Source organism: Serratia plymuthica NBRC 102599 (assembly GCF_001590925.1).
GTDB lineage: Bacteria > Pseudomonadota > Gammaproteobacteria > Enterobacterales > Enterobacteriaceae > Serratia > Serratia plymuthica.
The window spans coordinates 64,080-79,100 of sequence record NZ_BCTU01000034.1 but is presented as its reverse complement, the minus strand read 5'-3'; the positions used below and the strand labels follow the sequence as shown (position 1 = coordinate 79,100).

The following is a 15,021-nucleotide window of genomic DNA, read 5'->3' as shown; positions in this document are numbered from 1 at the left end:
CGCCGAGGTGACCCTTTTTTTATGCAATGACGACCGGAAATTCCCGTTTATGCCACCCGGCGCGCGAAGTCCCGTGGGCGGAAGCCCAAACCGGCCAACACACCAAAATAGGCGATCACGCCCGCCACCACGACCACCGCCAGTCGCAGCAGGCGCTCCAGCATATTGCCCTGATCCCATGCCGGCATCAGCCACATTACGCCAACCAATACCACTGACATCACGATTACCGCAATCACCAGTTTGGTGAGGAACGTTGCCCAACCAGGCTGCGGGTGAAAAATCTTCTGTTTACGCAACTGCCAGTACAGCAGCGAAGCGTTAAGACAGGCTCCCAGCCCAATCGACAGCGAAAGGCCGGCATGCTTTAGCGGGCCAATAAACATCAGATTCATCACCTGCGTCATGACCAGCGTGATAATGGCGATTTTTACCGGCGTTTTGATGTCCTGCCGCGAATAGAAGCCCGGCGCCAGTACCTTCACCACGATCAACCCCATCAAACCTATCGAGTACGCCACCAGCGCACGCTGGGTCATGGCCGCGTCGAAAGCGCTGAACTTGCCATACTGGAACAGCGATACGGTCAGGGGTTTCGCCAATATCCCCAGCGCGATAGCGCTCGGCAGCGCCAGCAGGAAGCACAAACGCAGCCCCCAGTCCATCAGGCGCGAATACTCATCGTGGTTACCGCTGGAAAAACTCCTGGCCAGCGACGGCAGCAGAATGGTACCCAACGCCACGCCCAGCACGCCGGAAGGAAACTCCATCAGACGGTCGGCATAGTACATCCAGGATACCGAGCCCGAGACCAGGAATGAGGCGAAAATGGTATTGATAATCAGCGAGATCTGGCTTACCGAAACGCCAAAGATCGCCGGCCCCATCTGGCGCATCACACGCCATACGCCGGCATCGCCCAGCTTGAGGCGCGGCAAGACCAACATACCGATCTTTTTCAGATGCGGAAGTTGGTAGCCCAGTTGCAGCACGCCGCCCACTACCACCGCCCAGGCCAACGCCAGCACCGGCGGGTTGAAATAAGGTGCGGCAAACAGCGCAAAACCAATCATGCTGACGTTCAACAGCGTCGGCGCAAAGGCCGGGATCGAAAAACGGTTCCAGGTATTGAGGATCGAGCCCACCAGCGAAGCCAGTGAAATCAGCAGAATATAAGGGAAAGTGATGCGCAGCAGCGACGACGTCAGCGCGAACTTGTCCGGCGAATCAACGAAGCCCGGCGCGGTAATGTAGATCACCCAAGGGGCAGCCAGCATCCCCAATACGGTGACCACCGCCAGCACCAGCGTGAGCAAGCCGGAAACGTAGGCGATAAAGGTACGAGTCGCCTCCTCACCCTGCTGGGTTTTATATTCGGCCAGGATCGGCACAAAGGCCTGAGAAAATGCGCCTTCGGCAAAAATACGGCGCAGGAGGTTGGGCAGTTTGAACGCCACGAAGAAGGCATCCGTCGCCATGCCGGCACCAAACACGCGCGCCACTATGGCGTCACGGGCAAAGCCCAACACCCGTGAAAACATCGTCATAGAGCTCACGGCGGCCAGTGATTTTAGTAGGTTCATGTGGTTGTCTGATGTGTCCCGTAAATGTCGACGCCTGCATCAGCAGGCGTCCGTAAAACTAGCGGATAAGTTTACGCATCCACAGCAGAATAGCTACCGCCATATGTTACATAGAGTTATAAGCGCGCGTGCGCTCCACGCGGGGGCGTCGCCTTACAAACCGGCATCCTGCAGCAGCCGTTCGATCACCCGCTGAGCGGCGATGGCCTGTTCCCCGGCCGTTTCCGGCACGGTCTGGTTGCTGACAGACGCGATAAAGTGCCGAATAGCGCCATCAAAACCGCGCTGCGCCAGCGTGGTCTGCCAACCCGGCGCCGGATGCTCCAGTACGCCCTGTGGATCTTCCCGCAACCATTGCCGCATATCGTTCACCTGATACACCGCCCCCTCGGCCACCGCCTGCACGCTTTCACGCTGGCTGCCGGCCCGACGATGCATACTGGTAGTCACCAGCGTTTCGCCGCAGGCAAAATGGTGTTCAGCGTACAGCAGTTCACCGGCGTCTGTGGCGCGCAGGTGGCCGCTGAGTAGTTGCCCCGCACTTCCCCCCAGCCACAGCGCGGTATCGACCACGTGCAAATAATCATCCAACAGGGTAAAACGCAGGCCGTTTGGCCCTACGCTGTCGGCCCGGTGCTTATCCATGCGAATCGACGCCGGCCGTTGCATTTCCTGTTTCAACTGAAGATACAAGGGGGAGAAACGGCGGTTAAAGCCCACCATCAACGTTTTGCCCTGCTTCTCAGCCAGTGCGATCAACTGCTCGCCCTGCTCCACGGTCTCCGCCAGCGGTTTATCGACATAAACATGCACGCCATGGCGCAGCAGTTCGCTTATCACCTGAAAATGGCTGGCTGTGCTGCTGTGAACAAATACCGCGTCACACTGTTGCGCCAGGCTATCCAGGCTGGAAAAGCAGGCCATGCGATAACTGTCGCATATCGGCTGCGCTTTTTGCTGATTAGGGGAAAAACCGCCGACCAGCGCCCAATCCGCTGCCTGTGAGAGGATGGGCAAGTAGGCTTTTTGCGCGATGCCGCCCAGCCCTACGACACCAACGCGTAACTTAGTCATGCTGCCCCCCGGCCAGTAACGTCTGCAACTGCCGTTTCAATTCTGCGACTTCGCTTTCCAGCACGCTGACGCGTTCACTCAAATCCGCATCGTCAATCTGCGCAACCTCCGCCGTCGTCTCATCAATCTGGCCGCTGAACAGATGCATAAAACGGCTTTCTCGCTTGCCTGGCTCCCGCGCCAAACGCACGACAAACGGGCCATCCTCCCGGGCGCTTAATTGCTGCAGTACCTGCTCCACTTCAGAGACATCGCTGAATTCATGCATGCGATTGGTACGGGTACGCAATTCACCGGGGGTTTGCGCCCCGCGCAGCAATAGCGTGGCTATCACCGCCAGTTCGGCTGCAGACAGTTTCAGTTGGCCGAACTCAGAATTGCAAAAGCGGTGTTCATACTTGACCACCCGGTTACCGAAACCGCTCAGCGTACGCAGAAAATGTTTTTTCAGCAGCAGGTCGAGAACCTGCTGCACTTCGCTTTCCGTCAGATCCATCACAGGTTCGCGGTTGGTTTTCTGGTTGCACGCCAAGGCGATGCCGTTCAGGGAGAGAGGATACTGATCTGGAGTGGTGACCTGTTTTTCCAGCAGGCAGCCAATCACTCTGGCTTCTTTAGCGCTTAATTCGTATTTCATTATTTGGCCTCAGCGTGGCGGTAGCCATTCTTTATTGGTGAATGCCGTCAGGACGTGATCCTGCCACTGCCCGTCGATCAGCAGATAATCCTTGGCATAACCTTCACGTTCAAATCCCAGACGAGCGAGCAACGCGCCGCTGCGTTGATTGTGCGGCATATAGTTGGCCATAATGCGGTGCATGCGCTGCTGACGCAGCATGTAGCGGAGCGCCGACTGCAGCGTTTCATACATCAGGCCCTGCCCCTGCCATTTTTCGGCCAACGAATAGCCAAGGAAACAGGCATAAAACGAACCGCGCAGTACGTTGCTGAAGTTAGCCACGCCCCGCACTTCATTTTCTTCCGGATCGAGCAGGATAAAATAGTACGCGCTGCCCTGCTTTTGCATTTCAGTGATCATCCCAAGCCGCGCCTGCCAGCCGGAAGGGTAACAATGGCTTTCATCCCGCACCGGCTCCCAGGGTTTCAGGAAAGCCCGGTTCTCGGCATAGTATTCCGCCAGACGATAGGCATCGCGTTCATGGACTAAACGCACGACCTGTCGATCGGTGATGAGACGTACTTTTGGTGATGCAGAGCGGTAGCCAAACATCATTTCCCCCGCGGTCAGAACGGTTCGATAAGAAGTATTTATTGGGGCGCGTCCGGATAATAATCCCGTAACGATCATATCCTGAGCCATTATTTTCCAACGACCGGCGCAGAACCGCACTTACCCTCATTTAATATAACCGTAGCCTGCCCCGGAGGTAAAATCCCGACAGCTCAGTAAATAAGCGATTAGTCATTTTACGGCTATTTTCGTGCGATTTTGTCGCGCAGGTAACGTATTGACGATAAAAAAATATTATCTACCTGGCCCCTATCGGTAGACGGAGATTGGGTACAAACTAAACGGGTTGCACTCCTCTCCCTCTTAATTGCTCGTGGTGAAGCATGTCTCTGGTATCGCAAGCTCGGAGCTTGGGTAAATATTTCCTGTTACTCGATAATCTGTTAGTGGTTTTGGGTTTCTTTGTGGTCTTCCCGCTTATTTCGATCCGCTTTGTCGATCAACTCGGTTGGGCTGCGGTAGTGGTGGGCGTCGCTCTGGGCTTACGGCAGTTGATTCAGCAGGGATTGGGGATCTTCGGCGGCGCAATCGCCGACCGGTTCGGCGCCAAACCGATGATCGTCACCGGCATGCTGATGCGCGCGGCAGGCTTCGCCACCATGGCGATGGCCGATGAACCCTGGCTGTTGTGGTTCTCTTGCGCCCTTTCCGCACTCGGCGGCACCCTGTTTGATCCACCGCGCACCGCACTGGTGATTAAGCTCACCCGCCCGCATGAGCGCGGCCGTTTTTATTCTCTGCTGATGATGCAAGACAGCGCCGGTGCGGTGATTGGCGCCCTGATCGGCAGTTGGTTGCTGCAATATGACTTCCACTTTGTCTGCTGGGTTGGCGCAGCCATTTTCGTGCTGGCGGCAGGCTGGAACGCCTGGTTGTTGCCGGCTTACCGTATTTCCACCGTCCGCGCCCCGATGAAGGAAGGCATGATGCGCGTGCTGCGCGACCGGCGTTTCCTGACTTATGTACTGACGCTGACCGGCTACTACATGCTGTCGGTTCAGGTAATGCTGATGCTGCCTATCGTGGTCAATGAAATCGCCGGCTCGCCGGCAGCGGTAAAATGGATGTATGCCATTGAAGCCGCGCTGTCGCTGTCACTGCTCTACCCGCTGGCGCGCTGGAGCGAAAAACGTTTTCGCCTGGAACAACGGCTGATGGCAGGCCTGCTGCTGATGACCCTCAGCCTGTTGCCCGTCGGCCTGGCGACCAGCCTGCAAGGTGTTTTCTCTCTGATCTGCTGTTTCTACCTAGGTTCCATCATCGCCGAACCTGCACGGGAAACCCTCAGCGCCTCACTGGCGGATCCGCGCGCACGCGGCAGTTACATGGGATTCAGCCGCCTGGGGCTGGCTTTGGGCGGTGCGATCGGTTACACCGGCGGCGGTTGGATGTACGACACCGGCCGGACGCTGAACATGCCCGAACTGCCGTGGATCCTGCTAGGTATCGTGGGTTTTACGACACTGTTAGCGCTGTACTGGCAGTTCAATCCGCGCACTGCCGCACCGGCGATCCTGCGCGGCGGCTGAGTTTCTTCTCTAAGTTGCCAGAAAATCAGCCGAATTTCCCAGAGCTGCTATCCTGATAGTAAAAACATAAACGGGAGAAGTTGGCGATGAGTGACGAAGATAAATTACCGCAACTGTTGGAACACATGGTACTGAACCTGCGCATGATCTACGCGCGCTCAACGTTGGTAGAAAAAGCGCTGGCCCACATCATTGCTGAAAATGCGACGCTGAAGAGTGACATCATCAAACAGTTGCAAATAGTCAACGCAGCCAACGACCGCGATAAAATCGATTTGGAAGAGGCGCGTACGCACCTGATAGACGTCATCAATTCCGTGCCCACAAAAAAATAATCTCTGCCCCGGCCCGCGTGTAATGCGCGGGCCACGCCACAATAACGCACCTTCCAACACAACTCTTCGCGACAGCCTCAGTATGCTGTGATAACTATTGCTGTTCAAACCTAAAACCGGAGCAAGCATGAAACTGTTTATCTACGATCATTGCCCATTCTGCGTTAAAGCCCGCATGATTTTCGGCCTGAAGAACCTGCCTGTCCGCCTTGTCACCTTGCTAAGCGATGATGAAGCTACGCCCATCAGCATGATTGGCAAGAAAATGGCGCCCATTCTGCAAAAAGACGATGGCAGCTACCTGCCGGAAAGCATGGATATCGTGCGCTATGTCGATAATTTCGACGGCCGGCCGCTGCTGACCGGCAAGACCAACCCGGCGATCGCCGACTGGTTGCAACGGGTCGGCGGTTACTCCGCAAAATTACTGTTGCCGCGCATCGCCAACGCCGATTTCGAAGAGTTCGCCACTGACAGCGCGCGCCAATACTTTACCCACAAGAAGCAAGCTTCAATAGGTGATTTTTCCGAGCACCTGGCCAACAGCGCCGATCTCATTGCTGAGCTGGAAACCGATCTCCAGGCGCTTTCCAGCCTGATCGTCACCTCCGATGCGGTGAATGGCTCGCTGTCGGAAGATGATATTCAGCTGTTTCCGCTGCTGCGTTCTCTGTCGATTGTCGCCGGGGTTACGCTACCGGAAAACGTGGAGGCCTACCGCAACCGTATGGCGCAACTCAGCGATGTTCCACTGCTGCTCGATATGGAACAGTGAAACCTCTCGCAATAAGGATATAGCGCGCCTATGTTAAAAATGGTGTTGGTCACCGCCCGTGATCGGGTGCGACTGAAAGAGATTTCCTCGGTGTTAATCCGCTACGGATTGCAGGATATCATTCGTCTGCTGGGCCTGGGATCCCTGCTGAGCGGGGCCGAAAGCGGCAATGTTCAACAAGACAATCAAACCCTGCCGGAGCGTTTGCGCACCGCGCTGGAGGCGCTGGGCCCGACCTTTGTCAAACTCGGTCAAATTCTGGCTACCCGTTCGGACCTGCTTGACTCAAGTTGGACCGACGAGCTCGATCGCTTGCACAGTCAGGCGTCTACCCTGCCATGGAGCGAGCTGGCAGCACAAATCACGGCCGATCTGGGCAGCGATCCGCACAGCCTGTTTGCCGAGTTCGACAGCACGCCGCTGGCCGCCGCCTCAATGGCGCAAATTTACCGTGCACGCCTGCATAGCGGTGAAGCGGTGGTGATCAAGGTGCTGCGGCCAAGCCTTGCGAAAACCATTCACGCCGATCTGCGCCTGCTGACTTATCTGGCGGAGACCGTAGAGCAGCAAAGCCCCGCGCTGGCCCGTTACCGCCCGCGCCAGATGGTGCGAGCGTTGGCGACCGCGCTCAATCACGAGCTGGACCTGACCCATGAAGGCAATAACTGCGAACGTATCGCCGAATGCTTTACCCAGCATCCTGAGGTAGCAATTCCGAAAATTTACTGGCAATGGTCGTCAAAACGGCTGTTGGTCCAGGAATTCTTGCCTGGCACCGCGCCGGAAAACCCGCAACAGTTGGCAACTGCCGGCTTTGACGGCCCGTTGCTGGCCCAGCGCGGCGCACAAGCCTTTATGAAAATGGTGCTGGAGCATCGCCTTTACCACGCCGATCCTCATCCCGGCAACGTCATGGCGCTAGCGGGTAACCGCGTCGGTTTTATCGATTTCGGTATGGTGGGGCAGCTTTCCGAACGACGTCGCAACCAACTGTTACTTCTGTTGCAAGCCATCGCTGAACGCGAATCCGGCGGCATCGTCAATACCCTTATTGCCTGGTCGGACAGCGATCCGCTTGATCTGTTGGATCTGGAGTTGGCGGCGCAGAACTTCCTCGATAAGCAGGCGTCTTCCACCCTGACGTTAGGCAAGGCGTTGACCGATCTGCTGGTGATGGCACGTGAGCATCAGTTAGCGATGCCGCCGGACCTGGTGCTGCTGTTCAAGGCGCTGATTACCGCTGACGGCGTGCTGCACCGGCTCGATCCCGACTTTGATATTATCGCCACGTTGAAACCCCTGCTGCAGCAGGTGATGTTGCAGCGTTATTCCCCCGATGCGGTGCAGCGACGCATGCTGGCGTTGGGTGCAGAAGCGCTGGATGCCGGTGAAGAGATCCCGCAAACCCTGCGGCTGCTGATGCGCCGTTTGAAGCGCGGGCAAATCGGTGCCGACATCAACGTCAAGAACATCGATCAATTGGGCAAGGCGCTGGAGAGAGCGGCTGTCACGCTGGCCATCGCCATTGTCACCGCAGCCTTCGCGCTGGGGCTGGCACCTTATCTGATGCACGCTTCGCCGCGGCTTTGGGGCATTCCGCTGTTTCCTGCGTTGGGTGGGCTTGCCTGCCTGGGCGGCGTGCTGTTGCTGGCGCTGCGTCTGCGGCGCTGAGCAGTTTCAGCGTTATCCGATAGGTGATGCCGTCTTTCACGCGCACTATCATTTCGCTTGCCACCGTCAGCGATTTCCCTCACAGGCGGTGGCCGTTTATAATGACAAATCAATTATCTGCAGCATGTTGTTGGCAGTAGCTATGAGGCACAAATGAAGAAAATTCTGATGGGCGCAGCCGCCCTGCTGTTCGCCGGCGTCTTGGCCGGTTGTAATCAACTCACCCAATACACGCTCAGCGAGCAGGAAGTGAACGATTACCTGCAAAAGCACAACGATTATCGCAAGCAAATCGGCGTGCCGGGGCTGTTGGATGCCAATATTGTGCTTACCCAGTTAAAAAGCCAGATTGGCCGCAGTGAACCGGGTAAGGTCACCCTTTCCGGCGATGCCAAGGTGAATATCAGCTCAATCCTCGGCCCGCAGACTGCGGACCTGAAACTGACGCTGAAAGCGCAGCCGGTCTATGACCGTGAGCAAGGTGCGGTATTCCTGAAAGACATGGAGCTGACAGACTATAGCGTGCAACCGGAGAAAATGCAGACGGTGATGAAGGCCCTGACCCCTTACCTGAATCAGTCGCTGAAATCCTACTTCGATCAAAAACCGGCCTACGTGTTGAACCCGGATAACAGCAAAACCGAAGCGCTGGCGAAGAAGCTGGCAAAAGGGCTGGAAGTGAAGCCCGGCGAACTGGTTATTCCGTTCACTGACTAAGGCAAACCGCTAAAACTAAAAAACCCGCTGATAAGGTGGGTTTGAGATTGATAACAACGTTGTCTTTGAGACCGAGAGACTCGGGCCTAGCGCACCGAGAGGCGCTCCGGCAGCAAGCCGCTACGACCCCTTCGATACGCTCTCCCTAATAACAGGCTTTGTCAGCGGTCTGAAACCCGCTGATAAGGCGGGTCTATTATTTTTCAGACAGGCGATAGCCTGAAAGCAGTGGCGTTACTGCGGTTCGCTGTAGCTGATTTCACCCGTGTTGCAGTTAAGGGTAACGTTATAGGTTTTATCCTGCTTGGTGCCCCGTACCGTCAACGGCACCTGCCAGATCGCGTCCTTGCCGGTGATGGCTTCCGGGCTGATCCAGGCTATCGGGGTGGCTGTGCCCAGCAACTTTTTATCCGATGCCCAGCGCGTGATGCGGTTCTGCAGATAATCGCGTTTTACCTGAGCGGCGACGTCTGCCGGTTGCAGGCCGGTGCATTGCGCCACTTTGGCCGTGCGTTGCTCTTGTGCCTGTACCGCCGTCGTCAAACCCGCCATGGCCAACAACGCTACGGCCAAACTCAGTCCCGTTCTTTTCATATGCCCTCCAGTTGTGATTGACACTATCCATGGGTATTTGCCCCCTGGCTCACAACAGGTCTGGCAAAGGATCAGCGTTTTACAAAGCTGATGACAAACAGCTCATCCAACCCCGGATAGATTTCCTTGATCACCTGCTTCAGCTCGCTGAGCGACATATTTTCTTGTTTGGCATGCTGTTCGGTTAGCGCATCAAGGTGAACCGGCGTGACTGACAGCACTTCAATAAAACAGAAAAATACGTCGTCTTCATTACGGCTAACGCGCAATACCTCACCGGGCTGAAAGTGGGATTCACTGGCGTCCCGGAGAGTAATGGTCTTGAGCCCGGCCAAAATGTCTTGCTCAAAGCGACTGAAGAAAGTTATTCCACGCGTCATTCTAGATCCTTTTTCATCACATTGCCGCAACATAAGTCATTATGCTGCCTGCTTTTCTGACGCAGATCCCTCTTTTGAGGTAGCGACGGATTTTTCCGTTTTCACTTTGGTCGGTTTCTTCGGTGCTTCCGCCGGCGCAGCGCCACGCAGAATCTGCCCCAGCGCGTCTTTATGCTCCGCCAGGAAGAAGCTCAGCCCTTCACGCTGCTCCTCATCCAGGTTCAAAGGCGCCTGCTGCAGCCATTCACCCAGGCTGTCCGCCAGGTCCAGCATTTTGTCGTAAGCATCGGCTTCTTTCTTGGTTGCGAAAGTCATCTTTTCCTCACCGTTTCTCACCACCACATATTTTACTTCAACGGCCATGTGTGCATTCCTCAAAGGTTAGAATACTGTATTTTTATACAGTACAAGGTGATTTTACGCAGGGATGCAAGCGCACCCCTGACGCGGATTATTTCAACAACCGCACCTTGCAGTTCTTGCCTTTGATTTTGCCCTGCTGAAGCTGTTGCAGCGCCTTGCGAGCACTGGCCTTGCGGATCGCCACATAGGCGTGTACCGGGAACATGTCGATTTTGCCCACTTCAGCGGCCGTCAACCCGGCGTCGCCGGTCAAAGCGCCGAGAATGTCGCCAGGGCGAATTTTGGCTTTGCGCCCGCCGTCGATGCACAGGGTGACCATTTCGGCCTCCAGCGTGGTATTGGAAGCACCGCTCAGTTCAGATACCGGCGCCCAGTTGACCGCCTTGCGCTGGTACTCTTCAATCGCATGCGCACGTTCCATCTCCTGCGGCGTACACAGGCTGATCGCCAGGCCGTTCAGGCCCGCGCGGCCGGTACGGCCAATACGGTGTACGTGTACTTCCGGATCGAACGCCAGCTCATAGTTGACTACCAGTTCCAGCTCTTTGATATCCAGCCCGCGAGCGGCAACGTCGGTCGCTACCAGCACCCGGCAACTGCGGTTGGCAAAACGCACCAGCACCTGATCGCGATCGCGCTGTTCCAGATCGCCGTGCAACGCCGATACGCTGATGCCACGGGCTTCCAACGCTTCATATACGCTCTGGCAATCGCGCTTGGTGTTGCAGAACACCACGCAGGAAGAAGGTTGGTAATGGCGGATGGCGGATACCAGCACCGCCGGACGCTGATCGCGGGTGGTTTCGTAGAAGCGTTGTTCAATGGAGGTCTGATCATCGCCATCGTCCACTTCCACATTCAAGGGATCACGCTGCACGCGGGCGCTGATGCGCTCGATGCCGCTCGGATAGGTCGCGGAGAACAACAGAGTCTGGCGCTGCGGTGGGGTGTAACTGATCACATCGTCGATGTCATCGGCAAAGCCCATGTCCAGCATGCGATCGGCTTCGTCCAGCACCAGCACTTTCAGTTCATCCAGCACCAGCGTTTTCTTGCGCAGATGCTCCTGAATACGCCCCGGCGTGCCCACCACGATATGCGGCGCATGCACCAGCGAATCGAGCTGTGGTCCCATAGGTTGGCCGCCGCACAGGGTCAGGATTTTGATGTTCTGGGTAAAGCGCGCCAGGCGACGCAACTCTTTGCTTACCTGGTCAGCCAGCTCGCGCGTCGGGCACAAGATCAACGCCTGCGCCGCCACCTGGGAAACATTGATTTTATCCAACAGGCCGATACCGAACGCAGCCGTTTTGCCGCTGCCGGTTTTTGCTTTGGCTCGTACGTCCTGCCCTTTCAGGATGGCGGGCAACGCGGCGGCCTGCACCGGCGTCATTTCGGCATACCCCAGTTCGTTGAGGTTGGCCAACTGTTCGGCTGGCAGCGGCAGGGAAGAAAAAGATACTGTGCTCACGGCGATAACTCTTATATGGCAAATGGAATGGCGGCGCGCCCACGGGCTGGCGCCGAATCAACCGCAGATGATAACAGAGATAGTAGGGATTACGGATTTCACGCATAAAAAAAGCCGCCGGATGCATTTATTTGGCAATAACATCGCCAACTCCATCCCCCGCCTGCATGCGCAAACGTTTTCGTATATACTGCACACCCGTTATCAGACCGCCTTAAATCCACAGATCCAGGTACGAGACTATGTTAACTATTGGAACCGCCCTGCGCCCGTCCGCCACTCGCGTTATGCTGCTCGGCTCCGGCGAGCTGGGTAAAGAAGTTGCCATCGAATGCCAGCGTTTAGGACTGGAAGTGATTGCCGTAGACCGCTATGCGGACGCCCCGGCCATGCACGTGGCGCACCGCAGCCACGTCATCAACATGCTGGACGGCAACGCGCTGAAAGCCCTGATTGAACAGGAACGTCCCGATTACATCGTGCCGGAGATCGAAGCCATCGCCACCAGCATGCTGGTTGAGTTGGAGCAACAAGGGCACCGCGTAGTGCCCTGTGCCGAAGCAACGCGCCTGACCATGAACCGCGAAGGTATCCGCCGCCTGGCCGCAGAAACCCTGGGCCTGCCAACCTCCAGTTACCGCTTCGCCGACGGTGAAGAAGCCTTCCGGCAGGCCGTCGCCGAAATTGGCTATCCGTGCATCATCAAACCGGTCATGAGCTCTTCCGGTAAAGGCCAGAGCCTGATCCGCAGCCCGGAACAGCTGAAAACCGCCTGGGATTACGCTCAACAGGGCGGCCGCGCCGGCGGCGGCCGAGTGATTGTCGAAGGTCTGGTGAAATTTGATTTTGAAATTACCCTGTTGACCATCAGTGCGATCGACGGTGTCCATTTCTGCTCGCCAATAGGCCACCGTCAAGAGGACGGTGATTACCGTGAGTCGTGGCAACCGCAACGGATGAGCGAACTGGCGCTGAACCGTGCGCAGGAGATCGCGCAAAACGTGGTGCAGGCATTGGGCGGATTTGGCCTGTTCGGCGTTGAATTGTTCGTCTGCGGCGATGAGGTGATCTTCAGCGAGGTGTCACCGCGCCCGCACGATACCGGCATGGTGACGCTGATCTCGCAGGATCTGTCCGAATTCGCCCTGCACGTTCGCGCCTTCCTTGGTCTGCCCATTGGCGCCATTCGCCAATTCGGGCCTTCGGCCTCGGCGGTGATCCTGCCACAAATGACCAGCAGCGATCTGCGCTTCAGCGGTTTGGATCGCGCATTGAGCGGCCACAATCAGTTGCGCCTGTTCGGCAAACCGGAAATTAACGGGCAACGCAGGATGGGCGTGGCGCTGGCAACGGCGGAAAATGTGGAAGAGGCGGTGGCGTTAGCCAAGCAGGCTGCCGCTGCGGTAGTGATTGAGGGATAAAACGTTGGGGCCGGCTTGCCGGCCCCTGCAACATCAATAGTTTTCGTCTTCTTCCGAATCGTCGTCAGCCTGTTCGTCCGGCCTTTCCTGATAGTCTTCGTCTTCGTCTTCGTCTTCATCATCAAACAGAACGCTAACCTGGTCGCCCTGGTGTTTTTCGCGGATTTCCTGCGCGACGCGCGCGATGGCTTCACCACTGCTCATGCCTTGTTCCATCAACAGATGGATACGGTCCGCAGCGTCCTGCTGCTCTTGGTGACTCAATGACGGCATACCTGCAAGCATGTGTTTCTCTCCGGCAAAATGGAGGGGGATTATACGCCTTAAACCGGCGGATCCCAACGCCTGTTATTCGGCGGCGGGCTGCGAGCAATGATCGCAATCCCGCCACTGCTTCAGACGATGCAACCACAACGTAACGTGCCAGATCTGCTTGAGGCCGCGTGCGTTAGCCGCCATCGTTCTATCAATACCACGCTGATAAAACTCAGCGGTGATTTGGCACTGCGCCGCCGGCTCAGGCTCCCGCCGAATACTGTGGCAAATACCCAACGCCTCGCGGGCGATCTGCCAGTGAAAAGCCGGTCGAATAACCATTTTGCCGGCATAGCGTTGGTTAAGCACCACCAGCATTTCCACTATTTTCATATAGTGTCGCTGGTATTCCACGTTCGCCTTGCCGGTGCGGCGGCGATTGCTGATGGATTGATCGTGCACCCGTTGCCGGTACAACGCTTTGCTGAGGTACTTGACCCGCTGCGCATTAAACATCACCTCGGTGGTCCAGGGAATATCCTGGTGATGTAACCCCGGTTCGAAATACAACTGATGCCGCTTAATAAAATCAAGACGATACACCGCCAACCAAACCACATGAATAAATTTTCTTGTTTTCAACGCCCGCTCTAGCCATTGTGCCCCGCTAATAACGCCGGTGTCGCCCAATCGCTTTTTCGGAATAATCTCTTGCAGTTCATTTTCTCGGGAAAAATAACGTTGGCCGTTACACTGCATGACATCTAATTGTTCTTGTTCGGCCAAGGCCACTAACGTTGAATACATTTCAGGCGCCAATAAATCATCCGCATCCGGAAACGCCACATATTTTCCCTGCGCAATAGCCAGCCCCGCATTGCGTGCGCAGGAAACGCCGGAATTAGGCTGATCGATCACGGTAATATGCGGGTATTGCCGCGCATAGCGGTGGGCAATAGCGCCAGAGCCGTCGGTGGAACCGTCATTAACGATGATCACCTCCAGCCGCCGCTCATCCTGAGCCAACAACGACGCCATGAAAGGCTCAAACAGTGCTCCCACGTTATGCAACGGGACAATGACACTCAGGATTAAGGGCATAGGCAGCTCTTCGCAAAAAGTAACGAATAAATAGTTCTATTTTCTAAAAAAACGGTGCGCAGTTAAATGAGCGATTCGAGGTTAAATAATCAAACCAGGCCTCCGAGTACGTTTTTTCCCAACGAATTTTCTTTAATTTGCATTCCCCGCAGATAGCAGATAAAGGGGAACGCCACGACAGTACGAGACAGAAAAATTTCGTTTGTGACGTTGTTGGCAATAAGGCATGTCGTCCTCACTATTTTTGATGACACCCCGAAACAATAACAGGATAAAAACAATAAATTGTTTTATTTTCAATCAGCGCCTGCAGATTAAAATTGATTTAACCTCAGCCTGAATTATTATTTTCTAACACATAAAATTGTCGTTAATGGCGCAAAAAATGCTTCATTACAAAATCGTTTACTCACCGTTTATATGAAGTGTGCTCTGGCGCCCAACGCCAGAACATGCACCCGCCGGTCGAATATGGCAGAATAGCGGGCAGAAACCGCCGT

16 protein-coding genes are annotated in these 15,021 nt (G+C 55.8%); 6 read left to right on the top strand and 10 right to left on the bottom strand.

Annotation, left to right across the window (positions count from 1 at the left end):
- Nucleotides 1-47: 47 nt before the first annotated feature.
- From murJ to rimJ, 4 genes are all read right to left on the bottom strand, one after another.
- The gene (murJ, locus tag SPL01S_RS21460; protein WP_063202760.1) at nucleotides 48-1,583 is read right to left on the bottom strand and encodes a murein biosynthesis integral membrane protein MurJ; all 1,536 of its coding nucleotides are present in this window, start codon (nucleotides 1,581-1,583) and stop codon (nucleotides 48-50) included.
- Between the two features lie 153 nt (nucleotides 1,584-1,736).
- Nucleotides 1,737-2,657, bottom strand: coding sequence for a Gfo/Idh/MocA family protein (locus SPL01S_RS21455; RefSeq protein WP_063202758.1), 921 nt, complete (start codon nucleotides 2,655-2,657; stop codon nucleotides 1,737-1,739).
- Entirely contained in the window at nucleotides 2,650-3,294 is a 645-nt protein-coding gene (locus SPL01S_RS21450; RefSeq protein ID WP_063202756.1) for a YceH family protein, read from the bottom strand. Before SPL01S_RS21450 ends, SPL01S_RS21455 begins: the two co-directional genes overlap by 8 nt.
- 9 nt (nucleotides 3,295-3,303) lie before the next feature.
- A complete protein-coding gene (rimJ, locus tag SPL01S_RS21445) occupies nucleotides 3,304-3,888 on the bottom strand; it encodes a ribosomal protein S5-alanine N-acetyltransferase (RefSeq protein WP_063202754.1) in 585 nt (194 codons plus the stop codon).
- Between the two features lie 344 nt (nucleotides 3,889-4,232).
- Between rimJ and mdtH the strand changes: the two genes are divergently transcribed.
- From mdtH to SPL01S_RS21420, 5 genes are all read left to right on the top strand, one after another.
- Nucleotides 4,233-5,438, top strand: a complete 1,206-nt coding sequence (mdtH, locus tag SPL01S_RS21440; RefSeq protein WP_020439189.1) for a multidrug efflux MFS transporter MdtH — start codon at nucleotides 4,233-4,235, stop codon at nucleotides 5,436-5,438.
- An 86-nt stretch (nucleotides 5,439-5,524) separates the two neighbouring features.
- The gene (locus tag SPL01S_RS21435) at nucleotides 5,525-5,773 is read left to right on the top strand and encodes a hypothetical protein (protein WP_013813348.1); all 249 of its coding nucleotides are present in this window, start codon (nucleotides 5,525-5,527) and stop codon (nucleotides 5,771-5,773) included.
- Between the two features lie 127 nt (nucleotides 5,774-5,900).
- Nucleotides 5,901-6,548, top strand: coding sequence for a glutaredoxin 2 (grxB, locus tag SPL01S_RS25050; RefSeq protein ID WP_063202752.1), 648 nt, complete (start codon nucleotides 5,901-5,903; stop codon nucleotides 6,546-6,548).
- Nucleotides 6,549-6,578: 30 nt separating this feature from the next.
- Nucleotides 6,579-8,219: an ABC1 kinase family protein gene (locus tag SPL01S_RS21425; RefSeq protein WP_063202749.1), complete on the top strand. Its 1,641-nt coding sequence runs from the start codon at nucleotides 6,579-6,581 to the stop codon at nucleotides 8,217-8,219.
- A gap of 153 nt (nucleotides 8,220-8,372) precedes the next feature.
- Nucleotides 8,373-8,936 (top strand): lipoprotein, encoded by a 564-nt coding sequence (locus SPL01S_RS21420; RefSeq protein WP_062871089.1) that lies wholly within the window; start codon nucleotides 8,373-8,375, stop codon nucleotides 8,934-8,936.
- 234 nt (nucleotides 8,937-9,170) lie between these two features.
- Here the strand turns inward: SPL01S_RS21420 and yebF are convergent, their stop codons facing one another.
- The 4 genes from yebF to dbpA all read right to left on the bottom strand — a co-directional run bounded on the left by yebF (nucleotide 9,171) and on the right by dbpA (nucleotide 11,744).
- The gene (yebF, locus tag SPL01S_RS21415; protein ID WP_062871090.1) at nucleotides 9,171-9,530 is read right to left on the bottom strand and encodes a protein YebF; all 360 of its coding nucleotides are present in this window, start codon (nucleotides 9,528-9,530) and stop codon (nucleotides 9,171-9,173) included.
- A 71-nt stretch (nucleotides 9,531-9,601) separates the two neighbouring features.
- Nucleotides 9,602-9,910 (bottom strand): N(4)-acetylcytidine aminohydrolase, encoded by a 309-nt coding sequence (yqfB, locus tag SPL01S_RS21410; RefSeq protein ID WP_013813352.1) that lies wholly within the window; start codon nucleotides 9,908-9,910, stop codon nucleotides 9,602-9,604.
- Between the two features lie 39 nt (nucleotides 9,911-9,949).
- Nucleotides 9,950-10,273, bottom strand: a complete 324-nt coding sequence (locus tag SPL01S_RS21405) for a YebG family protein (RefSeq protein WP_062871091.1) — start codon at nucleotides 10,271-10,273, stop codon at nucleotides 9,950-9,952.
- An 88-nt stretch (nucleotides 10,274-10,361) separates the two neighbouring features.
- A complete protein-coding gene (gene dbpA, locus SPL01S_RS21400) occupies nucleotides 10,362-11,744 on the bottom strand; it encodes an ATP-dependent RNA helicase DbpA (protein WP_004945607.1) in 1,383 nt (460 codons plus the stop codon).
- A gap of 242 nt (nucleotides 11,745-11,986) precedes the next feature.
- On the opposite strand from dbpA, the gene purT reads away from it, so the two are divergent.
- On the top strand, nucleotides 11,987-13,165 hold the full coding sequence (gene purT / locus SPL01S_RS21395; RefSeq protein WP_063202747.1) for a formate-dependent phosphoribosylglycinamide formyltransferase: 1,179 nt from the start codon (nucleotides 11,987-11,989) through the stop codon (nucleotides 13,163-13,165).
- A 33-nt stretch (nucleotides 13,166-13,198) separates the two neighbouring features.
- Here purT and SPL01S_RS21390 read toward each other — a convergent pair whose 3' ends face one another.
- Nucleotides 13,199-13,450, bottom strand: a complete 252-nt coding sequence (locus SPL01S_RS21390) for a YoaH family protein (RefSeq protein WP_062792572.1) — start codon at nucleotides 13,448-13,450, stop codon at nucleotides 13,199-13,201.
- A gap of 63 nt (nucleotides 13,451-13,513) precedes the next feature.
- Nucleotides 13,514-14,521, bottom strand: a complete 1,008-nt coding sequence (locus SPL01S_RS21385; RefSeq protein WP_063202745.1) for a glycosyltransferase — start codon at nucleotides 14,519-14,521, stop codon at nucleotides 13,514-13,516.
- Between the last annotated feature and the right edge of the window lie 500 nt (nucleotides 14,522-15,021).